The sequence below is a fragment of the Streptomyces zaomyceticus genome, from assembly GCF_014656215.1.
Taxonomy (GTDB): Bacteria; Actinomycetota; Actinomycetes; order Streptomycetales; family Streptomycetaceae; genus Streptomyces; species Streptomyces zaomyceticus.
Genome location: NZ_BNBZ01000012.1, coordinates 152,969 through 168,100 on the forward strand (window position 1 = coordinate 152,969; position 15,132 = coordinate 168,100).

At 72.8% G+C, this 15,132-nt stretch carries 10 protein-coding genes and 1 pseudogene; 7 read left to right on the forward strand and 4 right to left on the reverse strand.

All coding sequences use genetic code 11. From position 1 onward, the window contains the following. Window positions 1-22: 22 nt before the first annotated feature. Complete coding sequence (locus tag IE311_RS17980) at window positions 23-2,575, forward strand: ATP-dependent Clp protease ATP-binding subunit (RefSeq protein WP_189832712.1); 2,553 nt, start codon at window positions 23-25, stop codon at window positions 2,573-2,575. Window positions 2,576-2,578: 3 nt separating this feature from the next. Beyond that, a complete protein-coding gene (locus IE311_RS17985; protein WP_189832713.1) occupies window positions 2,579-2,746 on the forward strand; it encodes a hypothetical protein in 168 nt (55 codons plus the stop codon). A 91-nt stretch (window positions 2,747-2,837) separates the two neighbouring features. On the opposite strand, the gene IE311_RS17990 is transcribed toward IE311_RS17985, so the two are convergent. The 3 genes from IE311_RS17990 to IE311_RS18000 form a co-directional block, all read right to left on the reverse strand. After that, window positions 2,838-3,755 carry a LysR family transcriptional regulator gene (locus IE311_RS17990; RefSeq protein WP_189832714.1) on the reverse strand — a complete coding sequence of 306 codons (918 nt, stop codon included), beginning with the start codon at window positions 3,753-3,755 and terminating at the stop codon, window positions 2,838-2,840. 160 nt (window positions 3,756-3,915) lie between these two features. Next, window positions 3,916-4,752: a formate dehydrogenase accessory sulfurtransferase FdhD gene (gene fdhD / locus IE311_RS17995; RefSeq protein ID WP_189832715.1), complete on the reverse strand. Its 837-nt coding sequence runs from the start codon at window positions 4,750-4,752 to the stop codon at window positions 3,916-3,918. 78 nt (window positions 4,753-4,830) lie between these two features. After that, a complete protein-coding gene (locus tag IE311_RS18000) occupies window positions 4,831-7,119 on the reverse strand; it encodes an FdhF/YdeP family oxidoreductase (protein WP_189832716.1) in 2,289 nt (762 codons plus the stop codon). Window positions 7,120-7,402: 283 nt separating this feature from the next. Between IE311_RS18000 and moaA the strand changes: the two genes are divergently transcribed. The 5 genes and pseudogenes from moaA (at window position 7,403) to IE311_RS18025 (ending at window position 12,631) form a co-directional block, all read left to right on the forward strand. Beyond that, on the forward strand, window positions 7,403-8,422 hold the full coding sequence (gene moaA / locus IE311_RS18005; RefSeq protein WP_189832717.1) for a GTP 3',8-cyclase MoaA: 1,020 nt from the start codon (window positions 7,403-7,405) through the stop codon (window positions 8,420-8,422). Window positions 8,423-8,516: 94 nt separating this feature from the next. After that, on the forward strand, window positions 8,517-9,899 hold the full coding sequence (locus tag IE311_RS18010) for a molybdopterin molybdotransferase MoeA (protein ID WP_229901990.1): 1,383 nt from the start codon (window positions 8,517-8,519) through the stop codon (window positions 9,897-9,899). A 53-nt stretch (window positions 9,900-9,952) separates the two neighbouring features. Next, a pseudogene (locus IE311_RS18015) lies at window positions 9,953-10,229 on the forward strand (MoaD/ThiS family protein). Window positions 10,230-10,274: 45 nt separating this feature from the next. Continuing rightward, window positions 10,275-10,748: a molybdenum cofactor biosynthesis protein MoaE gene (locus tag IE311_RS18020; RefSeq protein ID WP_189832718.1), complete on the forward strand. Its 474-nt coding sequence runs from the start codon at window positions 10,275-10,277 to the stop codon at window positions 10,746-10,748. A 110-nt stretch (window positions 10,749-10,858) separates the two neighbouring features. Further along, window positions 10,859-12,631, forward strand: coding sequence for an FUSC family protein (locus IE311_RS18025; RefSeq protein WP_189832759.1), 1,773 nt, complete (start codon window positions 10,859-10,861; stop codon window positions 12,629-12,631). A 24-nt stretch (window positions 12,632-12,655) separates the two neighbouring features. Here IE311_RS18025 and IE311_RS18030 read toward each other — a convergent pair whose 3' ends face one another. Beyond that, the gene (locus IE311_RS18030) at window positions 12,656-14,986 is read right to left on the reverse strand and encodes an FdhF/YdeP family oxidoreductase (RefSeq protein WP_189832719.1); all 2,331 of its coding nucleotides are present in this window, start codon (window positions 14,984-14,986) and stop codon (window positions 12,656-12,658) included. Between the last annotated feature and the right edge of the window lie 146 nt (window positions 14,987-15,132).

The window sequence follows — 15,132 nt, forward strand, 5'->3', positions numbered from 1 at the left end:
CCCATGCGTCCCTGGAGCTGACATGTCGATGGCGTTCGGTTCGTCCTTCGGTTCGCCCGATCCCTTCAGCGACATGCTGAACCGGTTCTTCGGAATGTCGCCGGCGTCGTCGCCCCCGGCCGTGCAGCGCGTACCGATCGGGCGCCTCCTGACCGAGTCCTCGCACGAACTCCTCAGCCTGGCCACTCGCAAAGCCGTCGAGGACGGCACGTCCGACCTCGACACGGAGCACCTCCTGTGGGCGGCGACCCGGGTCGACCCCTCGCGCAGACTGCTCTCCCGGGTCGGGGTGGATCCCGAGGCGCTCGCGGCCCAGCTCGACGAGGTGCTGCCGCGGGAGTCCGGCGAGCCCTCGTCGGAACCCGGGCTCACCCCGGCGGCGAAGCGTACCCTGGCCGCCGCCTACGGCCGCTCGCAGGAGGCGGGCGTGTCGTACATCGGCCCCGAGCACATCCTCGCCGCGCTCCTCGCCGACGCCGACTCGGGAGCCACCCGGCTCCTGGGCGCCGACGGAACCGACGTGAAGAAGCTGCAGGGCCTGACGGACCGGGCGGCGGGCTCCGACGGCGGGTCCCCGGCCGCCGGGAAGCAGCCCAAGCAGCCGGCCACGACCCTGGACGAGTTCGGCAGGGACCTGACGGACGAGGCGAAGGCGGGCAGGCTCGACCCGGTGGTCGGCCGGGCCGAGGAGATCGAGCAGACCATCGAGATCCTCTCGCGCCGCTCCAAGAACAACCCCGTGCTCATCGGCGAGCCCGGCGTCGGCAAGACCGCCATCGTCGAGGGCCTCGCTCAGCGCATCGTCGCGGGGGAGGTGCCCGACACCCTCAAGGACAAGCGGGTCGTCTCCCTCGACCTGTCCGGCATGGTGGCCGGCGCGCAGTACCGGGGGCAGTTCGAGGAGCGCCTCAAGAAGGTCATCGAGGACGTCCAGAACGCCGCCGGCGAGATCATCCTCTTCATCGACGAGCTCCACACGGTCGTCGGCGCGGGCGCGACCGGTGAGGGCTCGATGGACGCGGGCAACATGCTGAAGCCCGCCCTCGCCCGGGGCGAGCTCCATGTCGTCGGAGCGACGACGATCGACGAGTACCGCAGGTACATCGAGAAGGACGCCGCCCTGGAGCGCCGCTTCCAGCCGGTCCTCGTCCCGGAGCCCACGGTCGAGGAGACCGTGCAGATCCTCGAGGGACTGCGGGACGCCTACGAGGCCCACCACCAGGTCCGCTTCGCCGACGGGGCCCTCGCGGCGGCGGCCGAGCTCTCCGACCGGTACATCGGCGACCGCTTCCTGCCCGACAAGGCCATCGACCTGATGGACCAGGCGGGCGCGCGCGTACGGCTGCGCAGCGCCGCCCGCTCCACCGAGGTCGTCGGGCGAGAGGACCGCCTCGCCAAGCTGCGCCGCGAGAAGGACCAGGCCGTCGCCGCCGAGCAGTTCGAGAAGGCCTCGGGCCTGAAGCGGCAGATCGCCGAGGTCGAGGGCGAGCTCGCGGGCGTCGAGGAGCGCCGGGAGGGCATCGTCTCGGTCACCGCCGCCGACATCGCCGACATCGTCTCGCGCCGCACCGGCATCCCGGTCTCCCAGCTCACCGCCAGCGAGAAGGAGCGGCTCCTCAAGCTGGAGGAGGAGATGCACGCCAGGATCGTCGGCCAGGACGAGGCGGTCACCGCCGTCTCCGAGGCCGTACGCCGCAGCCGCGCCGGGATGGGCGACCCGAACCGCCCCGTCGGCTCGTTCCTCTTCCTGGGACCCACGGGTGTCGGCAAGACCGAACTCGCCAAGACCCTCGCCGACCTGCTCTTCGGCGACGAGGACCGCATGGTCCGGTTCGACATGAGCGAGTTCCAGGAGAAGCACACGGTCGCCCGGCTCGTCGGAGCGCCTCCCGGTTACGTGGGGTACGAGGAGGCCGGCCAGCTCACCGAGAAGGTCCGCCGCAACCCGTACAGCGTGGTCCTCTTCGACGAGGTCGAGAAGGCACACCCCGACGTCTTCAACACCCTGCTCCAGATCCTCGACGACGGGCGCCTCACCGACGGTCAGGGCCGGACGGTCGACTTCCGGCACTGTGTCGTCATCATGACGTCCAACATCGGCGCCCACCGGATCCTCGCCCACGAGGGCGACGCGGCCGAGCTCAAGTCGGAGCTGATGGAGGATCTGCGCGGCCGGTTCCTGCCCGAGTTCCTCAACCGTATCGACGACATCATCGTCTTCCACAGCCTCACCGAGAAGGACCTGTCGGAGATCGTCGAGCACCTCCTGGACCGGTCCGAGCACCGTGTGCACGCGCAGGGCCTGCGCCTCGAGGTCACCGAAGCGGCGAAGAAGCTCCTCGTGGCCCACGGCTACCAGCCGGAGTTCGGGGCCCGTCCGCTGCGGCGCACGATCCAGACGGAGCTCGACAACCGCATCGCCTCGCTGCTGCTCGGCGGAGAGGCCGACCCCGGGGACACGATCGTCGCCGACGTGATCGACGACTCCCTGCACTGCACGATCCGCAAGGGCGACGGGGCCGGGAAGACCTCCGGGGTCTCCTCGGCGACCGGCACCCCCGACGGCAAGGAGTGACCGATGGCCCATCACCACCACAAGTCGAACGAAGAGGTCGAGGGCGACCCCGACACCGGCCACAGCCGCGGAATGCCCCGCCGCCCGGACGAGGAGGAGCTGGAGGCGCGCCTGGAGGAGGACCGCGAGGAGGCAGGCCTCTCCCCGGACCAGGAACGGCAGGCCGACTAGCCCGGTCGCCGGTCGCTGCTCCGCGGTGGCCGTTCCCCGGTCGCAGGTCCCCGGTTTCCGTCCCCGCTCCGGAACGGGCAGGTCCGACGGTTCAGTCCTCGGGCAGCCGCTCCAGCGCGGCGGTGACATCGGTGCGGTCCGCGATCTCACGGAGAGCGCGGGCCAGCACCGAACCCGGCTCCCGCGCGACCGTCACCAGTCCGACCGGCACCGTCCTGGCGGGCTCGACCAGCGGCACCGCCCGCATGCCGTGCGGCACCCCGAAGACGTGCAGCCAGGCGTGCGGCACGACGCCGGCCCACCGGCCCGTCCTGACATGGGCGAAGAGCGCCGCCACGGAATCCGTCTCGACCCGGGGCGACGGCCGGACGCCGGCCTCCGCGAAGAGTTCGTCGAGCACCCTGCGCCCCTGCATCGCCCCGGTCAGCAGACAGAGCGGCAGCCGTGCGGCCTCCGCCCAGGTCGCCGTCGTCCGGTGGGCGGGGGCGTCGGCGGCGCCGGTGAGGAGCACGTACCGCTCCTCGTACAGCGGAATCGTCCGGAACCGCTCCCCGAGGTCCTCGTGGAGGTAGGTGATTCCCGCGTCGATCTCGAAGGCCCGCAGCTGCCGGAGCACGTCCTCCGACTGGAGGTCCGCCGTCACCTCGACCGTGACCAGCGGATGAGCCAGACAGAACGGGGCGGTCAGCAGGGCGACGGCGCCGGACGCGGTCGGGACCGAACCGATCCGCAACCTCCCGCTGAGACCGGTGCGCAGATGCCCGACCTCGCTCTTGAGCGCGTCGCGGTCGGCCAGGATCCGCTGCGCCCACACCACGATGCGCTCGCCCTCGGGCGTGAGGCCCTCGTACGTGCGGCCGCGCAGCACCAGCGGGACGTCGAGCTCGTCCTCCAGCTTGCGGATGGCCTCCGAGAGCGCGGGCTGGGAGACGTGGCAGGCCTGGGCGGCGCGGGCGAAGTGACGCTCGCGGGAGAGCGCCACAAGGTATTCGAGTTGACGGAACAGCACCCTCCGGGTCTACCCGACGGTCCGGCCGAACGCCAATCGCCCCACGGTGCACACGGTCGCGAGCCCCACGATCCGCCCCGACCACACGCCCCCACGACGTGCCCGGACCACCTGCCCCCACCACGTGCACCTACGGAGCGCGGCCTCCCGCCGGCGCCGCTCAGGCCACGGGCAGCGGGCGCAGTCGCTCGTCGCCCGTGTACACGTTCATCGAGGCGCCGCGCAGGAAGCCGACCAGGGTCAGGCCGCTCTCCGCGGCGAGGTCCACCGCCAGCGAGGACGGCGCGGAGACGGCCGCGAGCAGCGGGATTCCCGCCATCACCGCCTTCTGCACCAGCTCGAACGAGGCCCGGCCGCTCACCATCAGGACCGACTCGCGCAGCGGAAGCAGCCCCGACCGCAGGGCGTGCCCGACGACCTTGTCGACGGCGTTGTGCCGGCCCACGTCCTCCCGCAGACACAGCAGCTCGCCCTCGGCGGAGAAGAGCCCCGCCGCGTGCAGACCACCGGTGCTGTCGAACACCCGCTGGGCCGCCCGCAGCCGGTCCGGAAGCGCCGTCAGGACGTCCGTCCCGATCCGCAGCGGGTCCTCGGCCACCGACCAGGCGGCCGTGGTGCGCACCGCGTCCAGGCTCGCCTTCCCGCACAGACCGCACGAGGAGGTCGTGTAGAAGTTCCGCTCCAGGGACGCGTCGGGGGCGGCGACTCCGGGGGCGAGGCCGACGTCGACCACGTTGTACGTGTTGCTGCCGTCGGCGGTGGCGCCCGCGCAGTAGCGGATGCCGGCCACGTCCTCGGCGGAGTGCACCACGCCCTCGCTCACCAGGAAGCCGACCGCGAGGTCGAAGTCGTCTCCCGGGGTGCGCATGGTCACCGTCAGCGGGCGCCCGCCGACCCGGATCTCCATGGGCTCCTCGGCGGCGAGGGTGTCCGGGCGGTAGGAGGAGTCACCCTCCCGCACGCGCAGCACGCGCCGCCGTACGGTCACTCGTCCCATGGTTCGCTCCTCTCCTCGGAGCGCCGCTCCGACGGTGTGATGGTGGTCGTGCCTTACGGGCGGCCTCGTACGACTGTTTCATGACGTGCGTTCGAGGCGGACCACGACTCCCTTCGAGGTCGGGCAGTTGCTGACGTCGGCGACGCTGTCCAGGGGCACCAGGACGTTGGTCTCCGGGTAGTACGCCGCCGCCGAGCCGAGGCTGGCGGGGTACGCCACGACCCGGAAGTCCTTCGCGCGGCGCTCCCGGCCGTCGTGCCAGACGCTCACCAGGTCCACGGTGTCACGGTCGGCGAGGCCCAGGGCCTCCAGGTCGGCAGGGTTCACGAGGACGACCCGGCGGGCGTCGTGGATACCGCGGTAGCGGTCGTTCGGCGCGTACCAGACGGTGTTCCACTGGTCGTGCGAGCGGAGGGTCTGCAGCAGCAGGTGTCCCTCGGGGACGTGCGGCATGGTGAAGTCGTTGCGGGTGAAGACGGCCCTGCCGCTCGGGGTCGGGAAGACTCCCCGGTTCACCGGGTTGGGCAGGTTGAAGCCGCCGGGCTCGGCCACCCGGGTGTTGAAGTCCTCGAAGCCGGGCACGACGCGCGAGATCCGGTCACGGATGGCGCCGTAGTCGGCCTCGAAGAGTTCCCACGGCACCGCGGGCTCGTCACCGAGGGTCCGGCGGGCGAGCCGGGCGACGATCGCGACCTCACTGAGCAGATACGGGGAGGCGGGCGGAAGCTTTCCCCGGGAGGCGTGGACATCGCTCATGGAGTCCTCGACGGTGACGAACTGCTCGCCGGTCGCCTGAACGTCCCGGTCGCTGCGGCCCAGCGTGGGCAGGATCAGCGCGGTGTCGCCGCAGACGGTGTGGGAGCGGTTGAGTTTGGTCGAGATGTGCGCGGTGAGCCGGCACGTCCGCATCGCGGCCTCGGTGACCTCGCTGTCGGGGGTGGCCCGGACGAAATTGCCCGCGACACCCAGGAAGACCCTGGCGCGGCCCTCGTCCATGGCCCGGATGCCGTTCACGGCGTCCAGGCCGTGGTGCGCGGGCGGGGTGAAGCCGAACTCGGCCCCCAGGGCGTCGAGGAACTCCTGCGGCATCTGCTCCCACACCCCCATCGTGCGGTCGCCCTGCACATTGCTGTGGCCGCGCACCGGGCAGACGCCGGCGCCGGGCCGGCCGATGTTGCCACGGGCGAGGAGGAAGTTGACGACCTCGCGGATGGTCGGCACCCCGTGCTTGTGCTGGGTGAGCCCCATCGCCCAGCACACGATGATCCTCCCGCTCCTCAGCACCCGCTCGAAGACCTCCTGGATCTCCTCGCGGGAGAGCCCGGTCGCCGCCAGGACGTCCGCCCAGTCGATCTTCCGCGCGTGCGCGGCGAAGTCCTCGAAGCCGGTGGTGTGCGTCCGGATGAACTCGTGGTCGAGTACGGTTCCCGGTTCCGCCTCCTCGGCCTCCAGGAGCAGCCGGTTCAGGGCCTGGAACAGGGCCAGGTCGCCCCCGGCGCGGATGTGCAGGAACTGGTCGGCGATCGGGGTGCCGCGGCCGAGGAGACCGCGGGCCTTCTGCGGGTGCTTGAAGCGCATCAGGCCGGCCTCGGGCAGCGTGTTGACCGCCACGACCTGGCCGCCGTTGCGCTTGGTCTCCTCGAGGGCGGAGAGCATCCGGGGGTGGTTGGTGCCCGGGTTCTGGCCCACCACGAAGATCAGGTCGGCCTCGTGGATGTCGTCGAGGGAGACGCTGCCCTTGCCGATGCCCAGGGTCTGGGACATCGCGAAACCGCTCGACTCGTGACACATGTTGGAGCAGTCGGGAAGGTTGTTCGTGCCGTACGCGCGGGCGAAGAGCTGGAGGAGGAACGCGGCCTCGTTGTTCAGCCGGCCGGAGACGTAGAAGAGGGCCTCGTCGGGGGAGTCCAGCCCCCGCAGTTCCTCGGCGAGCAGGCCGAGCGCCTCGTCCCAGCCGATCGGCTCGTAGTGGGTCCCGCCGGGCCGCTTCACCATGGGCTCCGTCAGCCGGCCCTGCTGGTTCAGCCAGTAGTCGGACTTCCCGTCGAGTTCGGCGACCGAGTGCGCGCGGAAGAACTCCCGGGTGACGCGCCGCGACGTGGCCTCGTCGTTGATGTGCTTCGCGCCGTTCTCGCAGTACTCGTTCCTGTGCCGCTTGCCCGGCGCGGGCTCCGGCCAGGCGCAGCCGGGGCAGTCGATGCCCCGGGGCTGGTTGATGTTCAGCAGCGTCAGCGCGGTGCGGCGGGGCGAGGTCTGGCTCAGTGAGTACTCCAGCGCGTGCGTCACCGCGGGCAGACCCGTCGCCCAGGTCTTGGGCGGGGTGACCTTCAGGTCGTCGCCCGGGTCGTCCTCGATGCGGCTGCTCATGACCGATGCGCCTCTTTCCCTTTGTTCGGGGCCCTGCGTTCCGGGGATCGTGAGCCGAATATCCGCTTATTCGCGGAGTGAAGTCAAAGAGGGGAATTCGATGACCTGAAAGGTGTGGCCTATTGCTACGAATTCCCAGGTCAGAGCGGATCTGTCGGCTCGGATTGGCGCCACCGATGACGTCATAGCGAAACCCTCTTTGACTTCATCCCGCCCTCCCCCGAAAGTGGTCGGCGGGTGAGAAATGCGCGACTGCCCCCGGGCAGAGGAAGAAGGCAGCCCCGTGTCCCGACCGCTCCTCGACAGGACCGTCCCGTCCCCGCTGACGGACCGCTTCGGACGGGTCCACACCGACCTCCGGGTGTCGCTCACCGACCGCTGCAACCTCCGCTGCACCTACTGCATGCCCGCCGAGGGCCTCGACTGGCTGCCCCGGCCGGAACTGCTCACCGACGACGAGGTCGTCCGGCTCGTCCGTGTCGCCGCCGGGCGCCTCGGCATCACGGAGGTGCGGCTGACCGGCGGCGAACCGTTGCTGCGCCGGGGCCTGCCCGGACTCGTCGCCCGGCTGCACGCCCTGCCCGACGCTCCCGAACTGTCCCTCACCACCAACGGCATCGGCCTGGCGCGCAGCGCCGCCGCCCTGCGGGAGGCCGGGCTGCGCCGGGTCAACATCAGCCTCGACACCCTGCGCCCCGAGCGGTTCACCGCGATCACCCGGCGCGACCGGCTCGACGACGTCCTGGACGGCCTGCGCGCCGCCCGCACCGCCGGTCTCTCACCGGTCAAGATCAACACCGTCCCGGTGCGAGGGGTCAACGACGACGAGATCGCCGACCTGGCCGCCTTCGCCGTCGAGCACGGCTACCGGGCGAGATTCATCGAGTCGATGCCGCTGGACGCGCACGGCGCCTGGGACCGGGACCGGATGGTCACCGCCGAGGAGATCCTGGACCGCCTCGGCGAACGCTTCGAGCTGCTCCCGGCCGGACGGCGGGACAACGCGCCCGCCGAGGAGTGGCGGATCGCCGGAACGGACACGGTGGTGGGCGTCATCGCCAGCGTCACCCGCCCCTTCTGCGGCAGCTGCGACCGGGTGCGGCTCACCGCCGACGGACAGCTGCGCAACTGCCTCTTCGCCACCGAGGAGTCCGATCTGCGGGCCCTGCTGCGCGGTGGCGCCGACGACGCGGCCCTGGAGGCGGCCTGGCGGAGCTCGATCGGCGGGAAGGGTCCGGGCCATGCCATCGACAGCCCGGAGTTCCGGCGGCCGGAGCGTCCGATGTCGGCGATCGGCGGCTGACACGGCGGCGGTACGGAAGTGACAGGAAGCGCGGCGGTACGGAAGTGACAGGAAGCAGAGGGAAGCGGCGTAAGTGACGGAAGCGAGGAAGTCCATGACGGCGGTACCGATGAGCGACACCGGATTCTCCGGACGCTCGGAACGGGCGGAGACCCCGGTACCGGAGACCCCGGTGCCGTGGAACGCGGTACCGGAGAAGGTGGCGCCGGAGAGCCCGGTGGCTGCCCCGGCCGGCGGCGCGGAGGCGCCTTCGGCGGGCCGCCCGGGAGGCCCTTCGGCGGGGCGCCCCCACGCCACGGCCTGGGACCGGGCCCGGACCGTGGCCCGCGACGTACCGCCCCTGCCCGTCGTCACCCGTGACCTCGGCGAGGCACTCGGGCACGCACTCGCCGCGCCGTTGGCGGCGCTCACCGCCCTGCCGCCGTTCGACACCTCCGCGATGGACGGCTGGGTCGTCGCGGGTCCGGGGCCCTGGAGGCTGCGGGGCGGAGGTGTCCTCGCCGGCGCGCGCCCCGAGCCCCTGCGGTTCGGCACCGCCGTCCCGGTCGCCACCGGCGCCCGGCTGCCCTCGGGGGCCACCGCGGTCCTGCGCCGGGAGTACGGGGAGGCCGACGCGCGCGGCGGGATGCTGCACGACCGCTCCACCGGCCCCGGACCCCTGGCGCCGGGCCGCGACGTCCGGCCCCGGGGCCAGGAGTGCCGGGCGGGCGAGCTCCTGCTCCCCGCCGGCACGACCGTGACCCCGGCCGTCCTCGGCCTCGCGGCGGCGGCCGGATACGACGCCCTCGCCGTGCACCGCCGCCCGGTTGTCGAACTCCTCGTGCTGGGCGACGAGTTGCTGGAGTCGGGCGTGCCCGGGGACGGGCGCGTGCGCGACGCGCTCGGCCCGCTCCTGCCTCCCTGGCTGGACGCCGGGGGCGCGGACGTCACCGGCCGCCGCCTGGTGACGGACGCGCTCGCGCCGCTGTACGAGGCCGTACGCGACTCCACCGCCGATGTCGTCGTCACCACCGGCAGCACGGCCGCCGGACCCGTCGACTTCCTGCACGACGCCCTCCGCGCGGCGGACGCCCGGCTCCTCGTCGACTCCGTCGCCGTACGGCCCGGCCACCCCATGCTGCTCGCCGCGCTGCCGCCGGGTCCCGACGGCCGGCCCCGCCATGTGGTGGGCCTGCCCGGCAACCCGCTGGCCGCCGTCGCCGGGGCGCTGACCCTCGCCGTACCGCTGCTGCGTCGGCTCGGCGGTCACGCGGACCCCGAGCCGCTCCGCGCGGCCTGCGCCGCCGCACTGCCGGGGCACCCGCGGGACACCCGGCTGGTGCCGGTGCGCCGCCTGGGGCGGGACGTGGCGCCGCTGCCCTTCGACGGACCGGCGATGCTGCGCGGCCTCGCCCTCGCCGACGGCCTTGCCGTCGTGCCGCCGGGCGGGCTGCCCGCCGGAGCGACGGCCGAGGTGCTCGACGTTCCCGGGCGGTGACCGTCGCCCCCCGGGGGGAACCACCCACCCGAACCCATCGAGGAGGCACGGCCGTGAAGCCGTCGACGACGACACCCGTTGGAACCATCCGCCACTGGGGCGGCGAAGGCCGAGGCCGGTACGGCGGAGGAGCCGTACCGCGCGACCACCCTCGCGGAGGCCCTGGCGCGGGCCCGTTCCCGCCGCGCCGACCGGCCGCGCCTCGCCCGGCTCCTGGGGCACGGCTCGTTCCTGGTGGACGGTCACCCGGTCGGCGCCCGGGACCACACCGCCGTACCGCCGGCCGAAGGGGGCACGGCCGACGTGCTGCCCCCGTTCGCGGGCGGCTGAGCCCGCCCCCGTACCGCCGCCCGCTCCCCCTCAGGAACCTGGACCATGACGCACCTGCCCCCGCCCGTGACCCCGCCCGGCGTCCCCGCTTCCGCCGATGACCCGATCCGGCTCCTCGCCGTACGGGACACGCCGCTCTCCCTCGACGAGGTGTACACGGCGGTCGGCGACGATGCCGCGGGTGGCACCGCCCTCTTCGTCGGCACCGTGCGTGACCGCGACGGCGGCCGGGCGGTGACCTCCCTGGCTTACAGCGCCCACCCCGGCGCCGAGGCCGAACTGCGCCGGGTGGCCGAGAAGGTCGCCGCCGACTTCCCCGTCCGCGCGCTGGCCGCCGTGCACCGGACCGGCCCGCTGACCGTGGGCGAGGTCGCCGTCGTGGCGGCCGTCTCCTGCCCGCACCGCGCGGAGGCGTTCGCCGCCTGTGCGCGCCTGGTCGAGGACCTGAAGCACGAGGTGCCGATCTGGAAGCAGCAGATCTTCGTCGACGGCGAAGAGGAGTGGGTCGGCGCGTGCTGAGCGACCGGGGGGAGCAGGGCGGCCCGGATGGAGTGGACGGAGCGGACGGCCCGGGGGAGTCGAAGGGCCGGGTCGCCCCGGAGGGAGGCGGGGTGCCGGAGAGAGGCGTCATGCCGACGGGAGGCGGAGGGCCGGCCTGCGTCGGTGCGCCCGGTCGTCGGCGGCGGGCGGCGGTCCGGGCGGGGCGGGCGCTCTCCCCCCGGGGCGCGCTGGCCCTGCAGAGCGTCGACGGTGCCCTGTCCTTCGCTCTGCGCGCCGCGCTCGCCATGGCGCTGCCCGCGCTGCCGCTCGCCCTGGCGGGGCGGGCGGATCTCGCCGTCTACACGATGCTCGGTTCCTTCACCACCACCTTCGGCCGCAACCTGCCCTACGCGCGCCGGGCCCGGGTGCTCGCCGTCGTCGCCGTGGCGATGACGGCGTGCGTGGGCTGCGGTGCGGCGCTCGGCGCCTGGGCGCAGCCGAGGGACGGGGGAGCGGGGGCCGCTGTGACGGTCGTGGCGACGGCGCTGGTGGCGGGAGGGGCGAAGTTCGCCTGCGACGCGGCCCGGCTGAGCGGTCTCGGCGCGGTGCTGCTGCTCTTCTCGTTCGCCGTGGCCGCCAACGGCTCGACCGACCCCGCCGACATCCCGCTCCGGACGGCCCTGGCCGCGACGGGCGCCGCCGTGGCCTGGGTCCTCGCCGTGCTCGGATGGTTCGTGCATCCGGACCGTCCGCAGCGGCTCGCCGTGGCGGCGGCGCTGCGCGAGCTGGCGGACCTGTGGGAGGCGGCGGCCTCGGGGAACGGCCGTGGGCTCGTACGGCACCGGGCGACGGCCGCCGTCCTCCAGGCGTACCGGACGCTCGGGGCGCTGCCGCCGACCGCGGCCCGACGAGGCGGCCGGGGCGACACGTGCCTCCGCCTCACCGACCTCGCATGGGCGCTGCTCGCCGGTTCGGCGCGCCGGACGCCGCACGACCCCACCGGTCTGGCACGGAACCTGCGCCGTCAGGTCCGGCTGCTCGTGAGCCGTCGGCGGCACCTGCCGCGGATGCTTCCCGAACTCGCGGTCCCGTCCCTGATCGCGCGGGCCGCCGCCGCCCCGGGGACCGTTCCGGACGACCCCACCACTCTGCGGGCCACCGAACTGCGGGCCACGGAACTGGTGACGGGGCGGGGCCAGGGCGTCCCCGCGCGTGCGGCGGTCCTGCTCGTACCGGCTCTGCGGATGGTTCTCGGCACCGGGCTGGCGGGAGGCGCGGCCCTGCTGCTCGGTCTCGGCCACGGCTATTGGGCGGCGATCTCCGCGGCGGCGGTACTGCACTCGATCAATGTGCGGACGGCGGCGCAGCGGGCCGTGCAGCGGACCCTCGGCACGACGGCGGGTCTGACGCTCGCCCTCGGCGTGCTGGCCGCGAGCCCCGAGCCCGTCGTCCTCGTCCTGGTGATCGTGCTCCTGGAGTTCCTGCTGGAGTACGTCGTCGCCCGCAACTACGGTCTCGGCGTCGTCTTCCTCACCCCGCTGGCGCTGCTCCTCACCGACCTGGCCGCTCCCTCGCCGGCCGGGGACCTCGTCCAGGACCGCGCGCTCAGCAGTCTGCTCGGTGTCGGCATCGCGCTGGTCTGCGCGCTCGTGGTGGTCCACGACCGGGCGGCGGTCCGGGCGCAGCGCGCGCTCGCCGCGTGCGCGGCGGCGTCGGGCGGTGCCGAGCGGGCCTTGCAGGAGGGGGCGGTGGGGTCGTTCCCGGTCGTGCAGACGCGGTTGGCGGCGGCCGTCGTGGAACTGCGCGAGGCCGACGACGCCGCGGCGGGCGAGTTGTGGCCGGCCGAGATCGACCCCACCGAACTCGCCGCCGCGGAACGGCGTGCGTATCTTCTCCTGGAACGGCTCGCCCACCAGGGGTGAGCGCCCCCTGCGCGGCGCGCGGGGTCAGGCGGCCGGGACGATCCTCACCTTGACGTGCTTCATGATCGGCTGGTCGCTCTGGGTGCTGTAGTCGACGAGCGCGCACAGCACGTTCATCTCGGGCATGTAGCCGGCCGCGCAGCCCCGGGGGATGTCGTACGGGATCGCGAGATAGCCGTGCAGATGCCGCTCGCTGCCGTCCTTCGCGGTGCTCGTGATGTCCACGGGACCCATGTCGTCGATTCCTCGTTCGCGCATGTCGGCCCGGTTCATGAAGACGAGCGTGCGGAGGTTCTTGATGCCGCGGTAGCGGTCGTTGTCGGAGTAGATGGTGGTGTTCCACTGGTCGTGGGACCGCATGGTGCCCAGGGCCAGGGTGCCGGGCTCGGGCACGACGTCGGGCAGCGGAGGGCTGGAGAACTCGGCGCGCCCGGACGGGGTGAGGAAGACCAGTTCGCGAGCCGGCTGCTTGATGCGGAAGCCGAGGGGCAGCCGGACCCGCCGGTTGAAGTCCTCGAAGCCGTCGAGGGCCTTGGCCATGGTGTCCCGGATGCGGTCGTAGTCCTCGATGTACCACTCCCACGGTGTGGCGCTGTCGGGCAGCGCGGCCCGCGCCATGCCGGCGACGATCGCCGGCTCGGACAGCAGGTGCGACGAGGCCGGACGCTTCATGCCGACGGACAGATGGACCATGCTCATCGAGTCCTCGACGGAGGTGCTCTGGACGCCCTTGCGCTGATGGTCCTTCTCGGTCCGGCCGAGGCACGGCAGGATCAGGGCCTGCGCGCCGTGGACGACATGACTGCGGTTCAGCTTGGTGCTCACCTGGACGGTGAGGTCGCAGCTGCGCAGCGCCGCGTAGGTGAGCGGGGTGTCGGGTGCGGCGAGGGCGAAGTTGCCGCCCATGCCGACGAACACCTTGATCTCGCCGCGCCCCATGGCCTCGATGGTGCGGACGGTGTCCAGGCCGTGCTCGCGCGGCGGCTCGATCTCGCAGGCCTCGGCGAGGCGGTCGAGGAACGCGTCGCTGGGGCGGTGGTCGATCCCGCAGGTGCGGTTGCCCTGGACGTTGCTGTGTCCGCGGACGGGGGAGGGACCGGCCCCCTCGCGTCCCAGGTTGCCGCGGAGCAGCAGCAGGTTGACGATCTCGCGGACGGTGTCGACACCGTGCTCGTGCTGGGTGAGCCCCAGACACCAGCTGACGATGGAGCGGTCGGCCTCGCCGTACACCTGCGCGGCCTCGAGGACTTCGGCCCGGCTCAGCCCGGACTGGCTCTCGATCTCCTCCCACGGCGTGGCCTCGCACCGCGCGCGGTACTCGTCGAAGCCGGAGGTGTGGCGGTCGATGAACTCCTGGTCGAGGGCCTTGGGGTCGGTCGCGGACCGCTCCAGGATCGCCTTGGCCATGCCCCGCAGCAGCGCCATGTCGCCGCCGATGCGCGGCTGGAGGTTCAGGGTGCTGGTCCTCGTCGTCTTGAGGAGGGCCATGTCCGTGAAGTCGTGCGGGACGATGGTGCGGGTGGCGGCCGCCTCGACGAGCGGGTTGACGTGCACGATCCGGGCGCCGCGGTGGTGTGCCTCGGCGAGCGCGGTGAGCATCCGGGGCGCGTTGGAGGCGGCGTTCACCCCGAGGATGAACAGCGCGTCGGCGGTCTCCCAGTCCTTGAGGTCGACGGTTCCCTTGCCCGTGCCCAGGGAGGCCTGAAGGGCCCGCCCGCTGGCCTCGTGGCACATGTTGGAGCAGTCGGGCAGGTTGTTGGTGCCGAGCTCACGGGCCATCAACTGGTAGAGGAAGGTGGCTTCGTTGCCGAGCCGCCCCGAGGTGTAGAACGACGCCCGGTTCGGGTTGTCGAGGCCGCGCAGGGCACGGCCGACCACCTCGAACGCGTCCTTCCAGGTGATCGGCACGTAATGGTCGGACTCGGGGTCGTAGACCATCGGCTCGGTCAGCCGGCCCTCGTTCTCGAGGTCGTAGTCGCTCCACTCGGCGAGCTCCGACACCGAGTGCGCGGCGAAGAACTCACGGTCGACCCGCTTCCGGGTCATCTCCCAGGTGACGTGCTTGATCCCGTTCTCGCAGATGTCCAGGTGCAGGCCCTTGGTGTCGTCGGGCCACGCGCATCCGGGACAGTCGAAGCCGGTGTTCTCGTGGTTCATCCGCATGATCGCGCGCGGGCCGTCCACCAGCGCCCGCTCGCGGACGAGGAAGTTGGTCACGCTCTTGGCGGCGCCCCAGCCGGCGGCGGGGTGGTGGTAGGGGTGGAACTCGGGGTCACCCTCGGGGGTGGGGCCCACCCTGGGTTCCAGGGGTTCCGGCGCGTCCTGGGGGCTGGGGGCTTCCTGGTCGGTGCTCAAGGCGTTCACCCTCTCCCCATGCGAAAACATGGGACGCTGCGGGACGAAAAGGACCCCTTCGGGCAGGCTATGCCCGCCTCATCACCCGTGCCATTCGACCTGGGCGGGAGCGCGTGACCCGTGCCGTTCGGTCTGGGCGGGAGCGC